At 64.9% G+C, this 18976-nt stretch carries 18 protein-coding genes and 1 pseudogene; 11 read left to right on the top strand and 8 right to left on the bottom strand.

Annotation, left to right across the window (positions count from 1 at the left end; genetic code table 11):
* The first annotated feature begins 6 nt into the window (after nucleotides 1–6).
* Together IVA74_RS37815 and IVA74_RS37810 are read left to right on the top strand one after the other, a co-directional pair.
* Nucleotides 7–471 (top strand): GNAT family N-acetyltransferase, encoded by a 465-nt coding sequence (locus IVA74_RS37815; RefSeq protein WP_247352840.1) that lies wholly within the window; start codon nucleotides 7–9, stop codon nucleotides 469–471.
* Nucleotides 472–497: 26 nt separating this feature from the next.
* Nucleotides 498–718, top strand: a pseudogene (locus tag IVA74_RS37810) (glutathione S-transferase family protein); the annotation flags it as partial.
* Here the strand turns inward: IVA74_RS37810 and fabI are convergent.
* From fabI to fabA, 3 genes are all read right to left on the bottom strand, one after another.
* The gene (gene fabI, locus IVA74_RS37805) at nucleotides 715–1515 is read right to left on the bottom strand and encodes an enoyl-ACP reductase FabI (RefSeq protein ID WP_247352838.1); all 801 of its coding nucleotides are present in this window, start codon (nucleotides 1513–1515) and stop codon (nucleotides 715–717) included. The pseudogene IVA74_RS37810 and the gene fabI sit on opposite strands and share 4 nt — an antisense overlap.
* Nucleotides 1516–1653: 138 nt before the next feature.
* Entirely contained in the window at nucleotides 1654–2877 is a 1224-nt protein-coding gene (fabB, locus tag IVA74_RS37800) for a beta-ketoacyl-ACP synthase I (protein ID WP_247352836.1), read from the bottom strand.
* Nucleotides 2878–2916: 39 nt separating this feature from the next.
* Entirely contained in the window at nucleotides 2917–3438 is a 522-nt protein-coding gene (gene fabA, locus IVA74_RS37795) for a bifunctional 3-hydroxydecanoyl-ACP dehydratase/trans-2-decenoyl-ACP isomerase (RefSeq protein ID WP_247352835.1), read from the bottom strand.
* A 351-nt stretch (nucleotides 3439–3789) separates the two neighbouring features.
* On the opposite strand from fabA, the gene irrA reads away from it, so the two are divergent.
* Nucleotides 3790–4281 carry an iron response transcriptional regulator IrrA gene (gene irrA, locus IVA74_RS37790; protein ID WP_276001300.1) on the top strand — a complete coding sequence of 164 codons (492 nt, stop codon included), beginning with the start codon at nucleotides 3790–3792 and terminating at the stop codon, nucleotides 4279–4281.
* Nucleotides 4282–4412: 131 nt separating this feature from the next.
* Here the strand turns inward: irrA and IVA74_RS37785 are convergent, their stop codons facing one another.
* Nucleotides 4413–4943 (bottom strand): SH3 domain-containing protein, encoded by a 531-nt coding sequence (locus IVA74_RS37785; RefSeq protein WP_247352834.1) that lies wholly within the window; start codon nucleotides 4941–4943, stop codon nucleotides 4413–4415.
* Between the two features lie 324 nt (nucleotides 4944–5267).
* Here IVA74_RS37785 and IVA74_RS37780 point away from each other — a divergent pair, with 324 nt between their 5' ends.
* Entirely contained in the window at nucleotides 5268–6269 is a 1002-nt protein-coding gene (locus IVA74_RS37780) for a D-glycerate dehydrogenase (RefSeq protein WP_247352833.1), read from the top strand.
* A gap of 12 nt (nucleotides 6270–6281) precedes the next feature.
* Here the strand turns inward: IVA74_RS37780 and IVA74_RS37775 are convergent, their stop codons facing one another.
* On the bottom strand, nucleotides 6282–7187 hold the full coding sequence (locus tag IVA74_RS37775) for a LysR family transcriptional regulator (RefSeq protein WP_247352832.1): 906 nt from the start codon (nucleotides 7185–7187) through the stop codon (nucleotides 6282–6284).
* A 115-nt stretch (nucleotides 7188–7302) separates the two neighbouring features.
* Between IVA74_RS37775 and IVA74_RS37770 the strand changes: the two genes are divergently transcribed.
* Nucleotides 7303–8310, top strand: coding sequence for an aldo/keto reductase (locus IVA74_RS37770; RefSeq protein ID WP_247352830.1), 1008 nt, complete (start codon nucleotides 7303–7305; stop codon nucleotides 8308–8310).
* A gap of 9 nt (nucleotides 8311–8319) precedes the next feature.
* Here IVA74_RS37770 and moeB read toward each other — a convergent pair whose 3' ends face one another.
* Entirely contained in the window at nucleotides 8320–9123 is an 804-nt protein-coding gene (gene moeB / locus IVA74_RS37765) for a molybdopterin-synthase adenylyltransferase MoeB (RefSeq protein ID WP_247352828.1), read from the bottom strand.
* Between the two features lie 229 nt (nucleotides 9124–9352).
* On the opposite strand from moeB, the gene IVA74_RS37760 reads away from it, so the two are divergent.
* Nucleotides 9353–10711 (top strand): serine protease, encoded by a 1359-nt coding sequence (locus tag IVA74_RS37760; protein ID WP_247352826.1) that lies wholly within the window; start codon nucleotides 9353–9355, stop codon nucleotides 10709–10711.
* Nucleotides 10712–10779: 68 nt separating this feature from the next.
* Here IVA74_RS37760 and ggt read toward each other — a convergent pair whose 3' ends face one another.
* Nucleotides 10780–12459, bottom strand: coding sequence for a gamma-glutamyltransferase (gene ggt, locus IVA74_RS37755; RefSeq protein WP_247352824.1), 1680 nt, complete (start codon nucleotides 12457–12459; stop codon nucleotides 10780–10782).
* Nucleotides 12460–12696: 237 nt separating this feature from the next.
* On the opposite strand from ggt, the gene IVA74_RS37750 reads away from it, so the two are divergent.
* Nucleotides 12697–13440 carry a ParA family protein gene (locus tag IVA74_RS37750; RefSeq protein ID WP_247352822.1) on the top strand — a complete coding sequence of 248 codons (744 nt, stop codon included), beginning with the start codon at nucleotides 12697–12699 and terminating at the stop codon, nucleotides 13438–13440.
* 234 nt (nucleotides 13441–13674) lie between these two features.
* Here the strand turns inward: IVA74_RS37750 and mutM are convergent, their stop codons facing one another.
* Nucleotides 13675–14556 carry a bifunctional DNA-formamidopyrimidine glycosylase/DNA-(apurinic or apyrimidinic site) lyase gene (mutM, locus tag IVA74_RS37745; RefSeq protein ID WP_247352820.1) on the bottom strand — a complete coding sequence of 294 codons (882 nt, stop codon included), beginning with the start codon at nucleotides 14554–14556 and terminating at the stop codon, nucleotides 13675–13677.
* An 81-nt stretch (nucleotides 14557–14637) separates the two neighbouring features.
* On the opposite strand from mutM, the gene ubiE reads away from it, so the two are divergent.
* The 4 genes from ubiE to dut are packed head-to-tail and all read left to right on the top strand — an operon-like array spanning nucleotide 14638 to nucleotide 18933.
* Nucleotides 14638–15399 (top strand): bifunctional demethylmenaquinone methyltransferase/2-methoxy-6-polyprenyl-1,4-benzoquinol methylase UbiE, encoded by a 762-nt coding sequence (gene ubiE, locus IVA74_RS37740; protein WP_247352818.1) that lies wholly within the window; start codon nucleotides 14638–14640, stop codon nucleotides 15397–15399.
* Complete coding sequence (ubiB, locus tag IVA74_RS37735; RefSeq protein WP_247352817.1) at nucleotides 15396–16970, top strand: 2-polyprenylphenol 6-hydroxylase; 1575 nt, start codon at nucleotides 15396–15398, stop codon at nucleotides 16968–16970. The genes ubiE and ubiB overlap by 4 nt, the downstream gene beginning before the upstream one ends.
* A gap of 56 nt (nucleotides 16971–17026) precedes the next feature.
* Nucleotides 17027–18478, top strand: coding sequence for a bifunctional phosphopantothenoylcysteine decarboxylase/phosphopantothenate--cysteine ligase CoaBC (coaBC, locus tag IVA74_RS37730; protein ID WP_247352815.1), 1452 nt, complete (start codon nucleotides 17027–17029; stop codon nucleotides 18476–18478).
* Entirely contained in the window at nucleotides 18475–18933 is a 459-nt protein-coding gene (dut, locus tag IVA74_RS37725) for a dUTP diphosphatase (RefSeq protein ID WP_247352813.1), read from the top strand. Before coaBC ends, dut begins: the two co-directional genes overlap by 4 nt.
* Nucleotides 18934–18976 lie beyond the last annotated feature (43 nt).

The raw sequence follows: 18976 nt of genomic DNA, 5'->3' as shown, positions 1-18976 counted from the left end.
TTCCCGATGTCCCACCCCATCATCCGCCCGGCCCGCGCGGACGAATACGACGAGATCGGCCGCGTCTGGATGGAGAGCTGGGTCTCGACCGGACTCGGCGAGACGAGCAACTTCCTGCTCGCGAACCTGCGTGCACGCATCCGGCGCGAGATCGAGGGTGGCTGGAGCCTGTTCGTCGCCGACGACAACGGCACGATCGCCGCGATGCTGGCGCTGCATCTGCCAAAGCTCTATCTCGACATGCTGTTCGTCGCGCCCGCCTATCAGGGCCAATCGCTCGGCCGCCAATTGCTCGCCTTCACGCGCACGCAAATGCCGGACGAGATGTATCTGCGCTGCGTCCGCGAAAACGAAAAAGCCTGGCGCTGGTACGAACGCGAAGGCTTTGTGTTCGAGAAGCAAGAGATCGAGCCGTCGAACGGGTTCATGATGAAGTATTATCGGTGGCGGCGGCAGCGGCCCGCTGGATAGACAGCGAGCTCTGGGTGCAGCTTGCGGGCAGCGCGACGCAGGTCTTCGACGTGCGGGAGCCGCGCTCGCCAACGGGCCGTGGATTCTCGAGGAATTTTCGGCCGCCGACATCACGATCGGATCGGGCCTGAACCTTGCGGTGCGCCTGTTCAAGACGGTGCCGTCGCGCCCGGCCTTCGTCGCCTGTCTCGCGCGCTGCATGGCACGGCCGGCGTTCCAGCGGGCGGAGAAAATCGCGGCGGGTTAATCAGGCATTGCAAGGTCGTCCGGCTTCGGCATCAGGACGATGTTGTAACCGGAATCGACATAGTGGATCTCGCCGGTCACGCCGCCGGAGAGATCCGACAACAGATACAGCGCCGAGCCGCCGAGCTCGTCGAGCGTCACGCCGCGGCGAAGCGGCGAATGTTTTTGCATGAAGGCGAACATCGCGCGCGCCTCGCCGATGCCCGAGCCGGCCAGCGTGCGGATGGGGCCTGCGGAAATCGCGTTGACGCGGATGCCGCGCGGCCCGAAGTCGGAGGCGAGATAGCGCACCGAGGCTTCCAGCGCCGCCTTGGCCACGCCCATCACGTTGTAGTTCGGCATCGCGCGCATCGAGGCACCGAAGGTCAGCGTGATCATGCTGCCGCCCTCAGTCATCAGCTCGGCGGCGCGTTTTGCAATCTCCGTAAACGAGAAGCAGGAGATCACCATGGTGCGCGAAAAATTCTCGCGGCTGGTGTCGGCGTAGCGGCCCTTGAGCTCGTTCTTGTCGGCGAATCCGATCGCGTGGATCACGAAATCCAGCCGGCCCCACTTTTCGCGCAAGGCCGTGAATGTGGCGTCGACGCTGGCAATGTCCTCGACGTCGCAGGGCAGCACCATGTCGACGCCAAGCTGCTCCGCCAGCGGCTTGACACGCTTGCCCAGGGCCTCGCCCTGGAAGGTGAAGGCAAGCTCGGCGCCGTGAGCATGCAGCGTCTTCGCCATGCCCCAGGCGATCGAATGATCATTGGCAATGCCCATGATCAGGCCGCGCTTGCCTTTCATCAATTCCTGCATCGTTTCGATCGCTTTCCACTTTCGTCATGCCCGGGCTCGTCCCCGGCATCCACGCCCTTCGAAGCCGGCGGCCAAGACGTGGATGGCCGGGACAAGCCCGGCCATGACGAGAAAATTACCAGGGCGTCCGCAAGAACCTCACGCATCCAGCCGGCTGAACACCAGCGTGGCGTTGGTGCCGCCGAAGCCGAAGGAGTTCGACAGCACGGTGCCGATCTTGACGTTGTCGATACGCTTGCGCACGATCGGCATGTCGGCGAATGCGGGATCGAGCTCCACAATGTGCGCGCTCTCGCAAATGAAGCCGTTGTTCATCATCAGCAGCGAATAGATCGCCTCCTGCACGCCGGTTGCGCCCAGGGAGTGGCCGGTCAGTGCCTTGGTCGCCGAGATCGGCGGACACTTCTCGCCACTTCCGAACACCCTGCGGAGCGCGTCGATCTCCGGCGGATCGCCGGCCGGCGTCGAGGTCGCGTGCGGATTGATGTAGTCGACCTTGGTCTTCACGGTCGACATCGCCATGCGCATGCAGCGCTCGGCGCCTTCACCTGACGGTGCGACCATGTCGTAGCCGTCGGACGTCGCGCCGTAGCCGACGATCTCGCCGTAGATGCGCGCGCCGCGCGCCTTGGCATGCTCGAGCTCTTCCAGCACCAGCACGCCTGCGCCGCCGGCAATCACGAAGCCGTCGCGGTTGACGTCGTAGGGACGCGAGGCCGTGGCGGGCGTGTCGTTGTACTTCGAGGACATCGCGCCCATGGCGTCGAACAGCACCGACAGCGACCAGTCCAGCTCCTCGCAGCCGCCGGCGAAGACGACGTCCTGCTTGCCGATCTGGATCGTCTCATAGGCATTGCCGACACAATGATTCGACGTGGCGCAGGCCGACGAAATCGAATAGTTCACGCCCTTGATCTTGAACCAGGTCGCAAGCGTCGCGGAGGCGGTGGAGGACATCGCCTTCGGCACTGCAAACGGTCCGACGCGCTTCGGCCCCTTGGTGCGGGTGGTGTCGGCGGCCTCGACGATGGTGCGAGCGGACGGACCGCCGGAGCCCATGATGATGCCGGTGCGGATGTTGGACACTTCGTCAGGCGACAGGCCGGAATCCTGGATCGCCTGCTCCATCGCGACGTGATTCCACGCCGCGCCCTGACCGAGGAAACGCATGGCGCGGCGGTCGACCACCGTCGAAGGATCGAGCGTCGGCGCACCTTGCACCTGCGAACGGAAGCCGAGCTCCGCATATTTCTCAGCCCGCGAAATGCCCGACTTCGCCTCGTGAAGGCTTGCAAGCACTTCCTGGGTGTTGTTTCCGATGGAGGAGACAATGCCCATCCCGGTGACCACAACCCGCCTCATGACAGCCTCGCTTCAATCGTTGTCTTCGTGGTGATGCGCTCAGCCCAGGCTCGTGCCCTGCTTGAACAGGCCGACCTTCAGATCCTTCGCGCGATAGATAATCTGGTCATCGACCGAAAGCCATCCGTCGGCGATACCCAGCACCAGCTTTGAACGCATCACGCGCTTGATATCGATGTTGTACACAACCTTGCGGGCCTCCGGCAGCACCTGGCCGCTGAACTTCAGCTCGTTCAGGCCGAGCGCGCGGCCGCGACCTTCACCACCACTCCACCCCAGATAAAAGCCGACCAGTTGCCACAGCGCGTCGAGGCCGAGGCAGCCGGGCATCACCGGATCGTTCTTGAAGTGGCACCCGAAAAACCAGAGATCGGGCTTCACGTCGAGCTCGGCACGCACCACGCCCTTGCCGAATTCGCCGCCGGTCTCGCTGATGTCCGTAATACGGTCGAACATGAGCATCGGCGGCAGCGGCAGTTGGGCATTGCCCGGGCCGAACATCTCGCCGCGGGCACAAGCCAGCAGATCTTCATATTCGTAGCCGTTGCGCCTGTTCAGCATGCGGAAGCCTCTGTGTTCTAACCCGATTGAGCGGCGTTTCCGGCAAAAATGGGCCCAGTCCTGCTCGAAAAGCAACGTCCGTTGCCATCGTCAGACGAGAATACGAAGGACCGGATGGATTGCGAGCGGCCCTCAATGCCTGGGCTGCGCCAAAATCGGTTAAGCGGAACCGCGGGCTCTCTAACACAGGCCATTTCGGGTGGCAAAGCGCTCTCATGAAGGTAAAATGACGCGGGCTCGGCCCGGTTCCTTGCCCGATTAGAACCACTCTAGTTGCGAGAAACTTGCATCTGCATCTATCTCTCCATATATGTTGGGGAAGATAGTGTTCACGCGTGCCCGAAGCTGGAAATGAGCGAAAATAACGCGCCCCATCACGACGAAGAGGCCCATGCGGCGGCTCTTATGTCCGGCCGCCAGCCGGCTTTGACCGGCTGCCCGTGGCACGACGTCAACGAAATGCTCCAATCCGCCGGGCTTCGTCCGACGCGCCAGCGCATGGCGCTGGGCTGGCTCCTGTTCGGCAAGGGTGCACGCCACCTCACGGCTGAAATGCTTTACGAGGAAGCGACGCTGGCCAAGGTGCCGGTCTCGCTGGCGACCGTCTACAACACGCTGAACCAGCTCACCGATGCCGGTCTGCTCCGTCAGGTCAGCGTCGACGGCACCAAGACCTATTTCGACACCAACGTCACGACCCACCATCACTACTACCTCGAGAACAGCCATGAGCTGGTCGACATCGAGGATCCGCATCTGGCGCTGTCCAAGATGCCGGAGGTGCCTGCGGGTTACGAGATCGCCCGCATCGACATGGTCGTGCGGCTGCGCAAGAAGCGCTGAGATCAATCCTAAACTGCTGATTTAGTCGTCGTGGCCGGGCCTGCCCCGGCCATCCACGTTTTTGGGCCAGATGCAAGGTCCGTTGATGCCCACGAGGCAAGGGATTGGAGGCAAGGGATTGCCCCTAAGCCTCAGTTCACCTGCTCGTCCGAGTAGACGCCCCAGAGGCGCTCCTGCTGGATCCAGCCGTCAAAACCGTTGCCGAGGACGTGGCACCAGTTTGCGCTGCACCTCTTGACCTGTGTGACGACACCAACCTGAAGCTTGGCTGCAACCGCACTGTCGGGATCGGCGCGATCGTAGATCGGCGCGAGGTCGTCCTTGTGCTTCATGGTGACGACAGCGGTGCGGCGGCCCGACAGCAGCGAGTGATAGACCCAGCCCTCGGCACCCTCGGAATCGCGCACCCGGCGCCAGTTCTCGAACTCCGCGGTGATTTCGACCGGCAGGCCGGAGCGGGTATAGACCCAGGCGACGTCATTGTCCTTGGTGGGACCGGCGCGGACGTTGACGTGATCCGATTTGAGGCTGACGTAGCGCGGCACCGGGAGGCCCGAGGCTGTCTGGGGTGTGTTGTCCTTCGCCGAATGCCCGGGGCTGACCGAAGCGCTCAACCAGGTGCAAACGAGCGCCATCACCGAACAAAAACGCCCCAACGCCATCAACCCGTCTCCTGTCGAAGGTCCGGCCGAGCCGGGCCCTCACCCACAATTCCAATACCGTGCCGCACCAGCCCCGACCCGCCCCACGCGGGTGTTCCCGAGCCCTTTGCCCGTGGTTCTTGTCTTGGCCCGGTCTTCTGCTAGAGAGGACGGACGTCTGAACAACCAGTTTGCCCCGATTTTCCGGCCGGAAATGTCGGGAGAGCTTGAAGGAAACGCCGGGGACGACACGGCAAAGGCAGTGTCGAACAACCGGGTTAATGAGGCCTCAACAGCCGGCCTTTGGTGACAGAGGTGGCCTGCGACGCCTCATGAGGGCAGAACATGTCTGTGAAGAAAAAGCCCCTCGTCGTGGTGACGCGCAAGCTTCCGGATTCGATCGAGACCCGGATGCGCGAACTGTTCGACGCGCGGATCAATCTCGACGACGCGCCGATGTCGGCCGACCAGATAGCGGAAGCCGCGCGCACCGCCGACGTGCTGGTTCCGACCGTTACCGATCACATCTCCGCCGACATCGTCAATCAGCCCGACTGCAAGCTGAAACTGATCGCGAATTTCGGCAACGGCGTCGACAACATCGACGTCGAGGCCGCGCACGCCCGCGGCATCACCGTCACCAACACACCAAAAGTCCTGACCGAAGACACCGCCGACATGACCATGGCGCTGATCCTCGCCGTGCCGCGGCGGATGATCGAAGGCGCCTCGATCCTGACGGAAGGAAAACCCTGGCCCGGCTGGTCGCCGACCTGGATGCTCGGTCATCGCATCGGGGGAAAGCGCCTCGGCATCATCGGCATGGGCCGCATCGGCCAGGCGGTCGCGCGCCGCGCCCGCGCTTTCGGCTTGCAGATCCACTATCACAACCGCCGGCCCGTGGCGCCGAAGATCGCCGAAGAGCTGGGCGCGACCTATTGGGAAAGCCTCGACCAGATGCTGGCGCGGATGGACATCATCTCGGTGAACTGTCCGCACACGCCGGCGACCTACCATCTGCTCTCGGCGCGCCGGCTGAAGCTGATCCGCAAGGACGCGTACATCGTCAACACCGCGCGCGGCGGGGTCACCGACGAGGACACGCTGATCAAGCTGATCGAAGGCGGCGAGATCGGCGGCGCGGGCCTCGACGTCTACGAGCACGAGCCCGCGGTCAACCCGAAGCTGGTGCGGCTCGCCAAGGCCGGCAAGGTGACGCTGCTGCCGCATATGGGTTCGGCCACCATCGAAGGCCGCGTCGAGATGGGCGAGAAGGTGATCATCAACATCCGCACCTTCCTCGACGCCCACAAGCCGCCGGATCGCGTGCTGCCGAGCATGCTCTGAGGGTTCAGTGTCTCAGCGCGTTTCGCGCTTGCGCCAGTCTGCTGTGAAATCGATGAAGGCGCGCAGCGCCGGCGGCGTTTGGCGCCGGCTTGGATAATAGAGAAACGGTCCGGGAAACGGTTCGCACCAATCCTGGAGCAGGCTGACCAGCGCGCCGGATTTCACGGCGTCATGGACGTAGCCATCGAGCGTCGCCCACACACCTACGCCGTCGAGCGTAGCGCGCATCGCGAGGCCCATATTGGTCGAGATCAGCTTGGCCGGCGGATCTACCTTCACCAACTGACCGGCCTTCTCGAACTCCAGATCATGCATGACGCCGCTCGAGTAGCGGGCGCGGATGCAATCATGGTCGAGCAGGTCCTTCGGATGCCCGGGCATGCCGCGGCGCGCGACGTAATCGGGCGATGCGACGACGACATAGCTCTGCGGGCCGCTCAGCGGGATCGCCACCATGTCCTGCGCGAGATGCTCGCCGTAGCGCACGCCGGCATCGAAGCCGGCGCTGACGATGTCGACGAACCCGCTTTCGGACACGACGTCGAGATCGACCTGCGGATACGCCCCCAGGAACGGCCCGACCATCGGCGCCAGCACGAGGTCGACCGCCGGGGGCGGTGCGTTGATGCGCAGGCGGCCCGAGGCCACCTCGCGCAGGCCCCGCACCTGATCGAGGGCGTCGCCGACGTCGCGCAAGGCGGGCGCCACGCGCGATAGCAGCAGCTCGCCCGCCTCGGTCAAGGCGACGCTGCGGGTGGTGCGGTTCATCAGGCGGACGCCGAGGCGCTCCTCCAGGTCCCGAAGCCGCTGGCTAAGGCTCGACACCGACACGCGAATTTTGACCGCCGCGCGCCGGAAATTGCGGGTGCGGGCGACCGCCACGAAGACGTCGAGATCACGCAGGTCGGGTTCGGCCATTGTTCGCCTTAATGAACAAGCTATTCTCGATTGTCCAGCTTATCGGCGTAATCGATCAGGCGCATATCAGGCCTCGTCACCCGGCGCGGTCAGCGCCTTTTCGAGGAGAGCCATCATGGAACAGCGCAAACTCGGTTCAACCGGCCCCACCGTCTCCGCCCTCGGTCTCGGCTGCATGGGCATGTCCGAGGTCTACGGCCCGGCCGATCGCGGCGAGAGCATCGCCACGATCCACGCGGCGCTCGATGCCGGCATCACGCTGCTGGATACCGGCGACTTCTACGCCATGGGCCACAATGAAATGCTGGTCCGCGAGGCGCTGAAAGACGTTCCGCGCGAGAAAGTGCAGATCAGCGTCAAGTTCGGCGCGTTGCGCGGCCCCGCCGGCGAATTCGCCGGGATCGACTCGCGGCCGGCCGCAACGAAGAACTTCCTTGCCTATTCGCTGCAGCGGCTCGGCACCGACTACATCGACGTCTACCGTCCGGCGCGGCTCGATCCCAACATCCCGATCGAGGAGACCATCGGCGGCATCGCCGAGCTCGTGAAGGCCGGCTACATCAAACATATCGGTCTGTCCGAGGTTGGCTCCGACACCATCCGCCGCGCGCACGCCGTGCATCCGATCGCCGATCTCCAGATCGAATATTCGCTGATCGAACGCGGCATCGAGCGCGACATCCTGACGACCTGCCGCGAGCTCGGCATCGGAATCACCGCCTACGGCGTGCTGGCGCGCGGCCTGATCAGCGGCCATTGGTCGAAGGATTCCGGCAAGACCGGCAAGGACTACCGGCTGATGAGCCCGCGCTTCCAAGGCGCGAACCTCGATGCCAATCTCGCGCTGGCCGAGCAGCTGCGCGCCATCGCCGGCGAGATCGGTGCGACGCCGGCGCAGGTCGCGATCGCTTGGGTGGCAGCGCAAGGCAAGCAGATCGTGCCGCTGGTTGGCGCTCGCACCCGCAACCGTCTCCTCGAGGCGCTCGGCGCGACCAAGGTCGCGCTGACGCCGGGTCATCTTGCGGTGTTGGCAAAAGCTTTCCCGCCGGATGTCGCTTCCGGCACGCGCTATACGGCGGAGCAGATGGCGCACCTCGACAGCGAGAAGCTGGCCACGACGTAACGACGGCAATCAGGTGCGATGGGCGCTGAGGTCAGTGATGACAGGCCCATCGCCGTTGAGCGGATTGGCCGGATCGCGCGCATAGCGCAACGTCTCGAAGCGCATCGCGCGCGCGTCGATCATCAGAAGGCGGCCGACCAGGCCGTCGCCAAAGCCGACGATCTCGCGGATCGCCTCCAGCGCCATCATCGAGCCCATCACGCCCGCAAGCGCGCCCATGACGCCGGCTTCCGCGCACGCCGGCACGGTCCCGGGCGGCGGCGCCTCCGGGAACAGGCAGCGATAGGTCGGATTGAACTCGCCGTCGTCGTTTTTCTCATGCGCGCGGATGGTGGTGAGCGAGCCGTCGAAGGTCCCGAGCGCGGCGGTGATCAGCGGCCTCTTCGCGAAGAAGCAGGCGTCCGAGGCCAGATAGCGCGTCGAGAAATTATCGGAGCCGTCGAGGACGAGGTCGTAGTCGCCGATCAGGCCGAGCGCGTTGTCGGCGTTGAGCCAAGTGGCGTGGCCGACGAAGCGGACGTGCGGATTGAGCGCGGTGATTCGCTCGGCCGCGCTCTCGACCTTGTGCCGGCCGATATCGGGCGTGGTGTGAATGACCTGGCGCTGGAGGTTGGAGAGCGACACCACATCGTCGTCGACCACGCCGAGCGTGCCGATCCCTGCCGCAGCCAGATACATCAGGGCCGGTGCACCGAGCCCGCCGGCGCCAATCACCAGCACGGAGGCCCGCTTCAGCGCAGCCTGGCCGGGACCGCCGACATCGCGCAGCACGATATGGCGGGCATAACGTTCGAGTTCGTCCGGGCTCAGCATCGTCGTCCTTCCAGATCCTCCCCTCATGGTGAGGAGGCGCGAAGCGCCGTCTCGAACCATGAAGGCCCCGCTGCGGCTGCACGGCCTTCATCCTTCGAGACGCCGCTTACGCGGCCCCTCAGGATGAGGAGCTAGACCTCTCCTGCCGGTCTGAACCACCGCAACATTGTTCGCGACCAACGAGATGTGCTTCAATGGCATTGCGTTCAATGGGCTGGCTGGATTTGTCATGAGATCGATGCTTGCGGCAACACTGATGTTTGCGGCTGCGACAGGCGCGAACGCCCAGATGACGACGCCGCAGATCCCCGGCACCAGGCCGAAGCCGGTCCAGACCATTCCGATCCGCCCGCCCGCACTGCAGACGCCATCGGAGACGGCTGGTGCCATGGCGCAGGCGGAGCGGCTGTCGCTGCAGTCCGACCTCGCCTGGGTCGGCCAGTACAACGGCGCCATCACCGGCGACGTCAGCGCGCGCATGGTCGATGCCATCAAGGAATACCAGAAGCTCAAGGGCAGCAAGCCGACCGGCGTGCTCAATCCGCAGGAGCGCGCGGCGCTCGCCGAGGCCGCGCGCCGGAAGCAGGACAACGTCGGCTGGAAGATCGTGACCGAGATGACCAGCGGCGCGCGGCTCGGCATTCCCTCGAAACTGGTGCCGCAGCAGGCGACCGACGCCAACGGCTCGAAATGGACCTCGCCGACCGGCACGGTGCAGGTGCTGCTCGGCCGCCGCAAGGAGGCGAACCCGACCACAGCCAAGCTTGCCGAAGCGGAGAAGAAGGAGCCGGGTCGCAAGGTCGACTACACCGTGGTGAAGCCTGACTTCTTCGTGCTGTCTGGTTTGCAGGGCATGAAGAAATTCTATTTGCGCGGCACCTCCAGGGGCGACGAGGTCCGCATCATGACGATCCTCTACGATCAGGCGACCGAGAACACGGTCGAGCCGGTCGTGATCGCGATGTCGAGCGCGTTCAATGCATTCCCGTCAGGACCACAGGCCGGGCCGCCGCCGCGCAAGACCGTCGAATATGGCACCGGCATCGTCGTCAGCACCGATGGCGCGATCATTACCGACCGCCTCGTCACTGATAGCTGCCTCGCGATCACGATCGCGGGCTATGGCAGCGCCGACCGTCTCGCTGAGGACAAGGAACACGATCTCGCGCTGCTGCACGTCTATGGCACGCGCGGCCTGAAGCCGTTCAGCCTCTCCACCGGCGCGGCGAAGACGAGTGTCGATATCATCGGTATCGCTGATCCACAGAGCCAGGGCGGAGCGGCCGGTGCGTCGAGCCTCAAGGCCGCGTTGGCATCTGTCGGTGGCGGCGATTCCGCGCTCTCACCGCCGCCGGCGGTAGGATTTTCCGGCAGCGTCGCCATCGACGGCGACGGCAAGTTCGCCGGCATCGCGCTGTTGAAATCTGCGATGGTTGCGGGCCCCGCGACATCGGTGCCGGCGTCGCAGGCGGTGATGGTCTCCGCGGAAACGGTGCGCGATTTTCTGAAGGCGAACGGCGTTACTGGGAATGGCACGTCGACGGATGCGAAGGCCGCGGTCGTGCGCGTGATATGCGTGCGGAAGTAAGCGAGCGCTGCGCTCCCGCTCCCGCAAGCGGGAGAGGTGACCGAGCCCTCGGCCAGCGCGCCATCAAATCAGCTCAGCCTGAATCTGATCCCGCTCTTCGCGAGACCACCCGAGATCCCCACCGGCGTGCCGTCCGCGCGCCAGCAGGCGGCGCCGGTCATGGTGCCGTCGTCGTGGAAGGCGATGCCATTCATGCCGCCGGCCACCGTCGCAACCGGCTGGACCTTGTGGCCGAGGCTTTCAAGCTTCGCGCGCACGGCTTCCGGCACCTTCTGCTCGACCTCGAGCGCATTGCCCTCGGTCCAGACGCGGGGCGCCTCGACCGCCTCCTGCAGGCTCATGCCGTGGTCGATCAGATTGACCAGCGCCTGCATCGCGCTCGGAAAGATGCGTTTTCCCCCGGGCAGACCCAACGCGTAACGCAACTTGCCCTCGCGCAACGCCATCATCGGCGACATCGAGGTCGTCACCCGCTTGCCCGGCGCCAGCGACAGGGCGTGGCCTGGCCGCGGATCGAACAGGTTCATGTAGTTGTTGGCGATGGCGCCGAGGCCCGGGATCATGATCTTGGCACCGAACAGATTGTTGATGGTCTGCGTGGTTGCGACCACGTTGCCGAAGGCATCCGCCGCGGTCATGTGCGTGGTGTGAGCGCCTTCAAGCTGCGACACGCCGGCGCCCCAGGCCTGCGCCCGCGCCGGATCGATCGCACGGCGGCGCTCCTCGGCGTACGCCTTCGAGGTCAACTTCTCCACGGGCACCCCAACATAATCAGGATCGCCGCTGGCCGCGGCGCGATCGGCGAAGGCGATCTTCAGGACTTCCGCGAGATAGTGGATCGTCTCCGGCGTGCCGAAGCCAAGGCTGCCGATGTCGTAACCTTCCAGAATGTTCAGCATCTGCGCGATATGCACGCCGGAGGCCGCGGGCGGCGGCGGGCCAAAGATGGTCCAGCCGCGATAATCGGCGCGGATCGGCTGCCGCTCGACGGTCTTGTAGCTGGTGAGATCGTTGCACCGGATGAAGCCGCCGGCCTTTTCCATGTAGTCGATCAGGATATCGCCGAGCGGCCCCTCGTAGAGCGCGGTCTCGCCGTGATCGGCGATGTAGCGGAGCGTCTCGGCATATTCTGATTGCACCACGCGCTCACCGACCTTCAACGGCTCTCCACCAGGCAGGTAAATCGCCGCGATCGGCTTGTCCTTGCGCATCTCGACGGCGCTCTCGCTGACGCATTCATGCAAATAGGGCGTCGCCGCATAGCCGCGCGCGGCGTGCTTGATCGCGGGCTGCATGACGTCGGCAAGACTCATCGTGCCGAACCGACGCAGCGTCTCGCACCAGGCTTTCAGCGAACCCGGTGTAGCGACCGCCTTTGGGCCGTTGAGGTTTTCATTACCGACGGTGTCGAACACGTCATGCGCCGAGCCCGGCATGGAGGTGTAGCTGGTGTCGCGCACCGCCGCGGGCACAGTGCTCTGGCCGTCGATGAAGCGGTGGCTGCCGTCGGCCAGCCGGATGTGCGCCATGCCACCGCCGATGATGCCGACCATCATCGGCTCGACCACGGTCAGCGTGAACAGGGTCGCGATTGCGGCGTCGATGGCGTTGCCGCCCGCGGCCAGCATCTCCGCGCCGGCGCTGGAGGCCAGTGGATGGTTGCTGACCACCATGCCGCGGCTCGATACCGCAGGCATCTTCTGGCACTCAAAATTCGTCGCCGTCCGGTCGCGCCAGTTTCCGCTCATGCCGCTTGTCCTTTTATTCACGGCGGCAAGCACAGCACACGTACCACTACTGGTCCAGTAATCGTACGGATTCGCTGGCATTCCCGATTCCGCCATCATCGTTACTGCTGATTCGGACCTCCGCGATCCCCTTTGGATCGGGCCGGCACGTCCTGAGCGAGAAGAGCTCAGCATCGAGATCGATGCACGTTCGCGTGGCGTTTCCCTGACCCAAGCACTCCAAAGGATTGATCTTCAATGCACACGATCGTACTGGCCACCCAAAAGGGTGGCAGCGGCAAGAGCACGCTCGCCATCGGCCTCGCGCTCGCAGCCAAGCAGGCCGGCTTCACCGTCCGCCTGATCGAGACCGACCCGCAGGGCACTCTGTCCAACTGGCAGCGCCGCCGCACTGCCGATGATCTCGTCGTCGAGCCGATCTATCACGCCGCCGACATCGAGCCGCGTCTGAAGATGCTGGCCGACAGCGGCCTCCAGCTCGCAATCGTCGACACCGCGGCCGGCCTCAGCGCCGCGACCACCGCCGCGATCCGCCATTCCGACCTCTGCCTGATCCCGGCCCGCCCGAGCGTCGCCGATATCGAGGCGACCGCCTCGACGCTGAGCGTCGCGCGCGCCTGGAAACGGCCTTACAGCTTCGTGCTGAACCAGACCCCGATCCGCGGCCAGCGCATCGACAACGCGGCCAACACGCTCGCCGAGGAAGCCGCCCTCGATCTCACCGAGGTGCTCGCACGCCCGCTGATCGTGATGCGCAATGATCATCAGGACTCGCTCGCCAGCGGCCTTGCGGTCAGCGAATTCGCGCCGAACGGCAAATCATCAGACGAGATCCGCGGCCTCTGGCATTGGATCGAGACCCGGCTCGAGCTCGCCGCCACGACCAATGTTCTGATCGACCAGGTCATCTCGGTCGCGGACGGCATGCTGCACCCGCCTTCAGAGCTTGCGGCCGACGAATCCACGACACTGACGTCCTGAGCGGGGCGATTGCTCAGACGCCAGCCGGCCCTTCGCCATCCGGAAGGCCCCAGCGACGAAGCAATCCGGCCACCAACCCGGGCGGATTGCTTCGCTTCGCGCTTTTGAAAGGACTCCATCCACCGTTATTGCGAGCGCAGCGAAGCAATCCAGAGTCCTTCCGCGGAAAGATTCTGGATTACTTCGCTGCGCTCGCAATGACGCTCGTGGTGAAATTGTCACCCTCGCAGAAACTTACTTCTGACATTTCGAGCACCAGAAGGTCGAGCGGCCGTTCTGCGTAAAACGCTTCACCGTGCCGCCGCAGCGCTGCGTCGTGCATTTCTCGTCTTCGCGATCGTAGACCTTGAACGAATGCTGGAAATAGCCGAGCTCGCCCGAGGTCTGGCGATGGTCGCGCAGTGACGATCCGCCGGCCTTGATGGCGTCGTTCAGCACGGTGTGGATCGCGCCTACCAATCTCTTTGCATGGTCGGTCGGCTCGTCCTTTTTCGTGGCGAGCGTCGCAGCAATCCGGCGCGGCGACAGATGCGAGCGATGCAGGGCTTCGCAGACATAAATGTTGCCGAGCCCCGCGACTACGCGCTGGTCGAGCAGCGCCACCTTCAAGTTGGTCTTTTTCCCCGCGCAGGACTGCGCCAGCATCGCCGCGTCGAATTCGTTGCCGAGCGGCTCAGGACCGAGCCCACGGAGCAGCGGCTCCTCGTCCAGCGCGCTGCGCGCGATCACTTTCATGTAACCGAAGCGGCGCGGGTCGTTGAAGATGATGTCGGCGCCCGAGGACATCCGAAACAGCACGTGGTCGTGCGTGGAGTCCTTGGCCCGCGGATGGTGAAACTCGCCCGGCGCAGCCTCGTTGTCCCGCTTGATGACGCGAAACGAGCCCGACATGCCCAGATGCATCAGCAGCACGTCGCCGGAGGCGAGATCGGCCATGAGATATTTTGCACGGCGCCCGAGCCCGGTGACGACCTGCCCCTTCAGCCGGGCCACGAAATCCGGCTGGAACGGAAAGCGCAGATCGGGCCTGCGGGCCTCCGCAACGAGGATTTTTGCACCTTCCATGACGGGCTGAAGGCCGCGGCGGACGGTCTCGACTTCGGGCAATTCAGGCATGGTCAGGCATTCACCTTATCAGGGCGGTGTGATAGCGCCATTGCGGCGGGCGCGCTATGGTCCGTCTCGTGGAGTAGAGTAATGGATCGGCCGGGCGAAACCACGCATTTTGGCTTCAGGGACGTTCCCCTGGGGGACAAGCAGACGCTGGTGAACGATGTGTTTCACAGCGTGGCGTCGCGCTATGATTTGATGAACGATTTGATGTCCGGTGGCCTGCACCGGGTCTGGAAGGACATCATGATCAACGCGCTCAACCCGCCCAAAGGCGATCGGCCGTTCGCGCTGCTCGACGTTGCCGGCGGCACCGGCGACATCTCGTTCCGCGCCGCCAAGGCCGCAGGCCCCGGCTTCCATGCCACCGTCTGCGACATCAGTACCGGGATGCTGGAGGTAGGCCGCGAGCGCGCCGCGAAACGGCATCTCGAGACCCAGGTCGATTTCGTCGAAGGCAATGCCGAGGCGCTCGCCTTCGCCGACCGCAGCTTCGACGCATATACGATCGCTTTCGGCATTCGCAACGTGCCGCGGATCGATCTCGCGCTGGCCGAGGCCTATCGCGTGCTCAAGCCAGGCAGCCGCTTCCTCTGCCTGGAATTCTCCACCGTCGAGATGCCCGGGCTCGATCGCCTTTACGACCTGTTCTCGTTCAAGGTGATCCCGCCGCTCGGCCGCATGATCACGGGTGACGCCGAGTCCTACCAATATCTGGTCGAGTCGATCCGCAAGTTCCCAAGACCCAACGCCTTCGCCGACATGATCCGCGACGCCGGCTTCGCCCGCGTGAATTGGCAGACATTGTCCGGCGGCATCGTCGCGCTGCATTCGGGCTGGCGTTTGTGATTTCTGCCGTCACCCACATTGCGCGCCTGATCCGCGCCGCGTTCGTCTTTGCGCGCGAGGGCGTGTTCGGCTCAGTCGATCCGAGCTTGGTGCCGGCGCCCGGGCAGCTCGCGCTGAAAATTGCACGCCTCATCGAGCGGCGCGGCCCGAAGCACGGCCCGCGGCTGACCCGCGCGCTAACCCGGATGGGCCCGGCCTATCTCAAGCTCGGACAATTTTTGGCAACACGCCCCGACGTCGTCGGCGTCGTCATGGCGCTCGACCTCGAAAGCCTGCAGGATCGCCTGCCGCCGTTCTCGCAAGCCGAAGCGGAAGCTGCGATCGCAACCTCGCTGGAACGGCCGCTGACGGATGTGTTCGCGAGCCTCAGTCCGCCGGTCGCGGCTGCCTCGATCGCGCAGGTTCATCGCGGCGAAGTTTTGCGCGACGGCGTCCGCAAGGCCGTCGCAGTGAAGGTGCTGCGACCCAACGTGGCCGCCCGCTTCCGCCGCGACCTCTCCGACTTCTTCTTCGTCGCGCACAAGGCCGAAGCCTATTCGTCCGAGGCGCGGCGCCTGCGCCTGATTGAGGTCATCAACACCATGTCGCGCTCGGTCGCGATGGAGATGGATCTGCGGCTCGAGGCTGCCGCGCTGTCGGAAATGGCGGAGAACACGCGCGACGATCCTGATTTCCGTGTGCCGACCGTTGACTGGGACCGCACCACGCACAACGTGCTGACGATGGAGTGGATCGACGGCATTGCGTTGAACGACCACAAACGCCTCAAAGAAGCGCAGGTCGACCTGCCCGATCTCGGCCGCAAGGTGATCCAGAGTTTCCTGCGCCACGCGTTGCGCGACGGCTTCTTCCATGCCGACATGCATCCGGGCAATCTGTTCCTGGATGACGCCGGCCGTCTCGTCGCGGTCGATTTCGGCATCATGGGCCGGCTCGGCATGAAGGAGCGGCGCTTCCTCGCCGAAATCCTGCTCGGCTTCATCACCCGCGACTATCGCCGCGTCGCCGAGGTGCATTTCGAAGCGGGCTACGTGCCCGCGCATCACTCGGTCGAGAATTTTGCGCAAGCGATCCGCGCAATTGGCGAGCCGATTCACAATCGCACCGCCGAAGAGATCTCGATGGCGCGGCTGCTGACGCTGCTGCTCGAAGTCACCGGCATGTTCGACATGAAGACGCGGCCCGAGCTGATCTTGCTTCAGAAGACCATGGTGGTGGTCGAGGGTGTGGCGCGCGGCTTCAATCCCAAGCTCGACATCTGGAAAGTCGCCGACCCCGTGGTGCGCGAATGGATCGAGCGCAATCTCGGGCCGATCGGCCGGGTCCAAGGCGCACTTTCCGGCACCGGCGATCTCGCCCGCATCCTGATGCGTCTGCCTGACATCGCCGCGCGCTCGGTCGCGGTGCTCGAACAGTTGGAGACCATGACGCGGGAAGGCATCCGGCTGTCGCCGGAGAGCATCGCGGCGATGGGCCGCAGCGAGGGCCGCAAGAACCGCTGGCGCACCGTGGCGCTCTGGATCATCGCGGCGACCTTCATCGGCATCCTGATCGCCGTCCGGAATCTATGATTGCAATGCAATCATACGAATGATAGCATCGCTATCATTTTCCGCCGGAGAGTGCCATGGCAAGCCTGACCATCCGCAAGCTCGACGAGAACGTCAAAACCTTCCTCCGCCTGCGTTCGGCCAGGAACCGCAGGTCGGTCGAGGAAGAGGTCCGGGTCATTCTCGGGGAGCTGATCGAGGGCCGCGAGGAGCCGCTGACGCCGTTCACGGCGCCGCCCGCGGCCTCCGCCACCCCCATCCCCCAGCGCACCGGTGCCCTTCCCGAGGCCGGCGTCACCCTGATCATCGGCGGCGGGATCGCGGCCTACAAATCGCTCGACCTGATTCGAAGGCTCAAGGAGCGACGGATCGAGGTGCGCTGCGTGCTGACCAAGGCGGCGCAGCAATTCGTCACGCCGCTGGCCGTGAGTGCGCTCTCGCATGAGCGCGTCTACACCGACCTGTTCGATCCCCAGAGCGAGTTCGACGCCGGCCATATCCGCCTCGCGCGCGAGTGCGACCTGATCGTGGTGGCGCCCGCCACCGCCGATTTGATGGCCAAGATGGCCAACGGCCACGCCGACGACCTCGCCAGCGCCATCCTGCTCGCGACCAACCGCAAGGTGCTGCTGGCGCCGGCGATGAATCCGCTGATGTGGAATAACGCGGCGACGCGGCGCAATGTCGCGCAGCTCAAGCGCGACGGCGTGGTGCTGATCGGGCCGAATTCCGGCGAGATGGCCGAAGCCGGCGAGGCCGGGATCGGCCGCATGTCCGAGGCGATCGAGATCGCGACCGCCGCCGAGCGCCTGCTGCGGCCGCCGGTGCCGCGCCCGCTCGCCGGCAAGCGCGTGCTGATCACGGCAGGTCCGACTCACGAGCCGATCGACCCGGTGCGCTACATCGCCAACCGCTCCTCCGGCAAGCAGGGCTTTGCCATCGCCGCCGCCGCACAGGCCGCAGGCGCCGAGGTGATTTTGGTGAGCGGACCGGTCGATCTCGGCGATCCCCGGGGCGTGACGGTCAAGCACGTGGAATCGGCGCGGCAGATGCTGGAGCAGGTGCAGGCCGCGCTTCCCGCCGACATTGCGATCTTCGCCGCGGCCGTCGCCGACTGGCGGGTCGCCAATGAGGGCGAGCAGAAGCTGAAGAAGAGTTCGGCCGGCATGCCGCCGCTCCAGCTGGTCGAGAACCCCGACATTCTCGCGACGATCTCCAAGCTGACCGACAAGCGTCCGCCACTGGTGATCGGCTTTGCTGCCGAGACCGAGCACCTCATCGATAACGCCAAGTCGAAGCTTGCCCGCAAGGGCTGCGACTGGATCGTCGCCAACGACGTCTCTCCCGCCACCGGGGTGATGGGCGGAGACCGCAACACCGTTCACCTCATCAGCCGCAAGAACGATGAGAAGGACGGCGAGATTGCAGTTGATTCCTGGCCGGCGATGACCAAGGAACAGGTCGCCATCGAACTGGTCGCGCATGTCGCAAAGAGCGTGACCGGCAAATCCCGGGAGCCGGCATCTTGAGCACGAAAGTCACGATCGAACTGCAACGCCTGCCCCATGCGGAGAGCCTGCCGCTGCCGGCCTATCAGACCAACGATGCCGCCGGTCTCGACCTGATGGCAGCGGTGTCGGACAGCGAGCCGATGACGCTCGCTGCCGGCCAATACGCGCTGGTGCCGACGGGCCTCGCGATCGCACTGCCGCCCGGGTACGAGGCGCAGGTGCGACCGCGCTCGGGGCTTGCGGCCAAGCACGGTGTCACTGTGCTGAACTCGCCAGGCACGATCGACGCGGACTATCGCGGCGAGATCAAGGTGATCCTGATCAATCACGGCCAGGCCGCCTTCGTGATCAAGCGCGGCGAGCGCATCGCGCAGATGGTGATCGCGCCCGTGGTGCAGGCCGCGCTGGTTCCCGTGGCCGAATTGTCGTCCACCGACCGCGGTGCCGGCGGCTTCGGCTCGACCGGCCGCTAACGCGCGGCACGTCCAGCCGAATTATCCCGAAGATTTACGTGGC

Origin of the sequence: Bradyrhizobium sp. 132, assembly GCF_023074185.1 — a bacterium.
Lineage (GTDB): Bacteria > Pseudomonadota > Alphaproteobacteria > Rhizobiales > Xanthobacteraceae > Bradyrhizobium.
The sequence above is the reverse complement of the archived record's forward strand: the minus strand, read 5'-3'. Positions and strand labels throughout refer to the sequence as shown.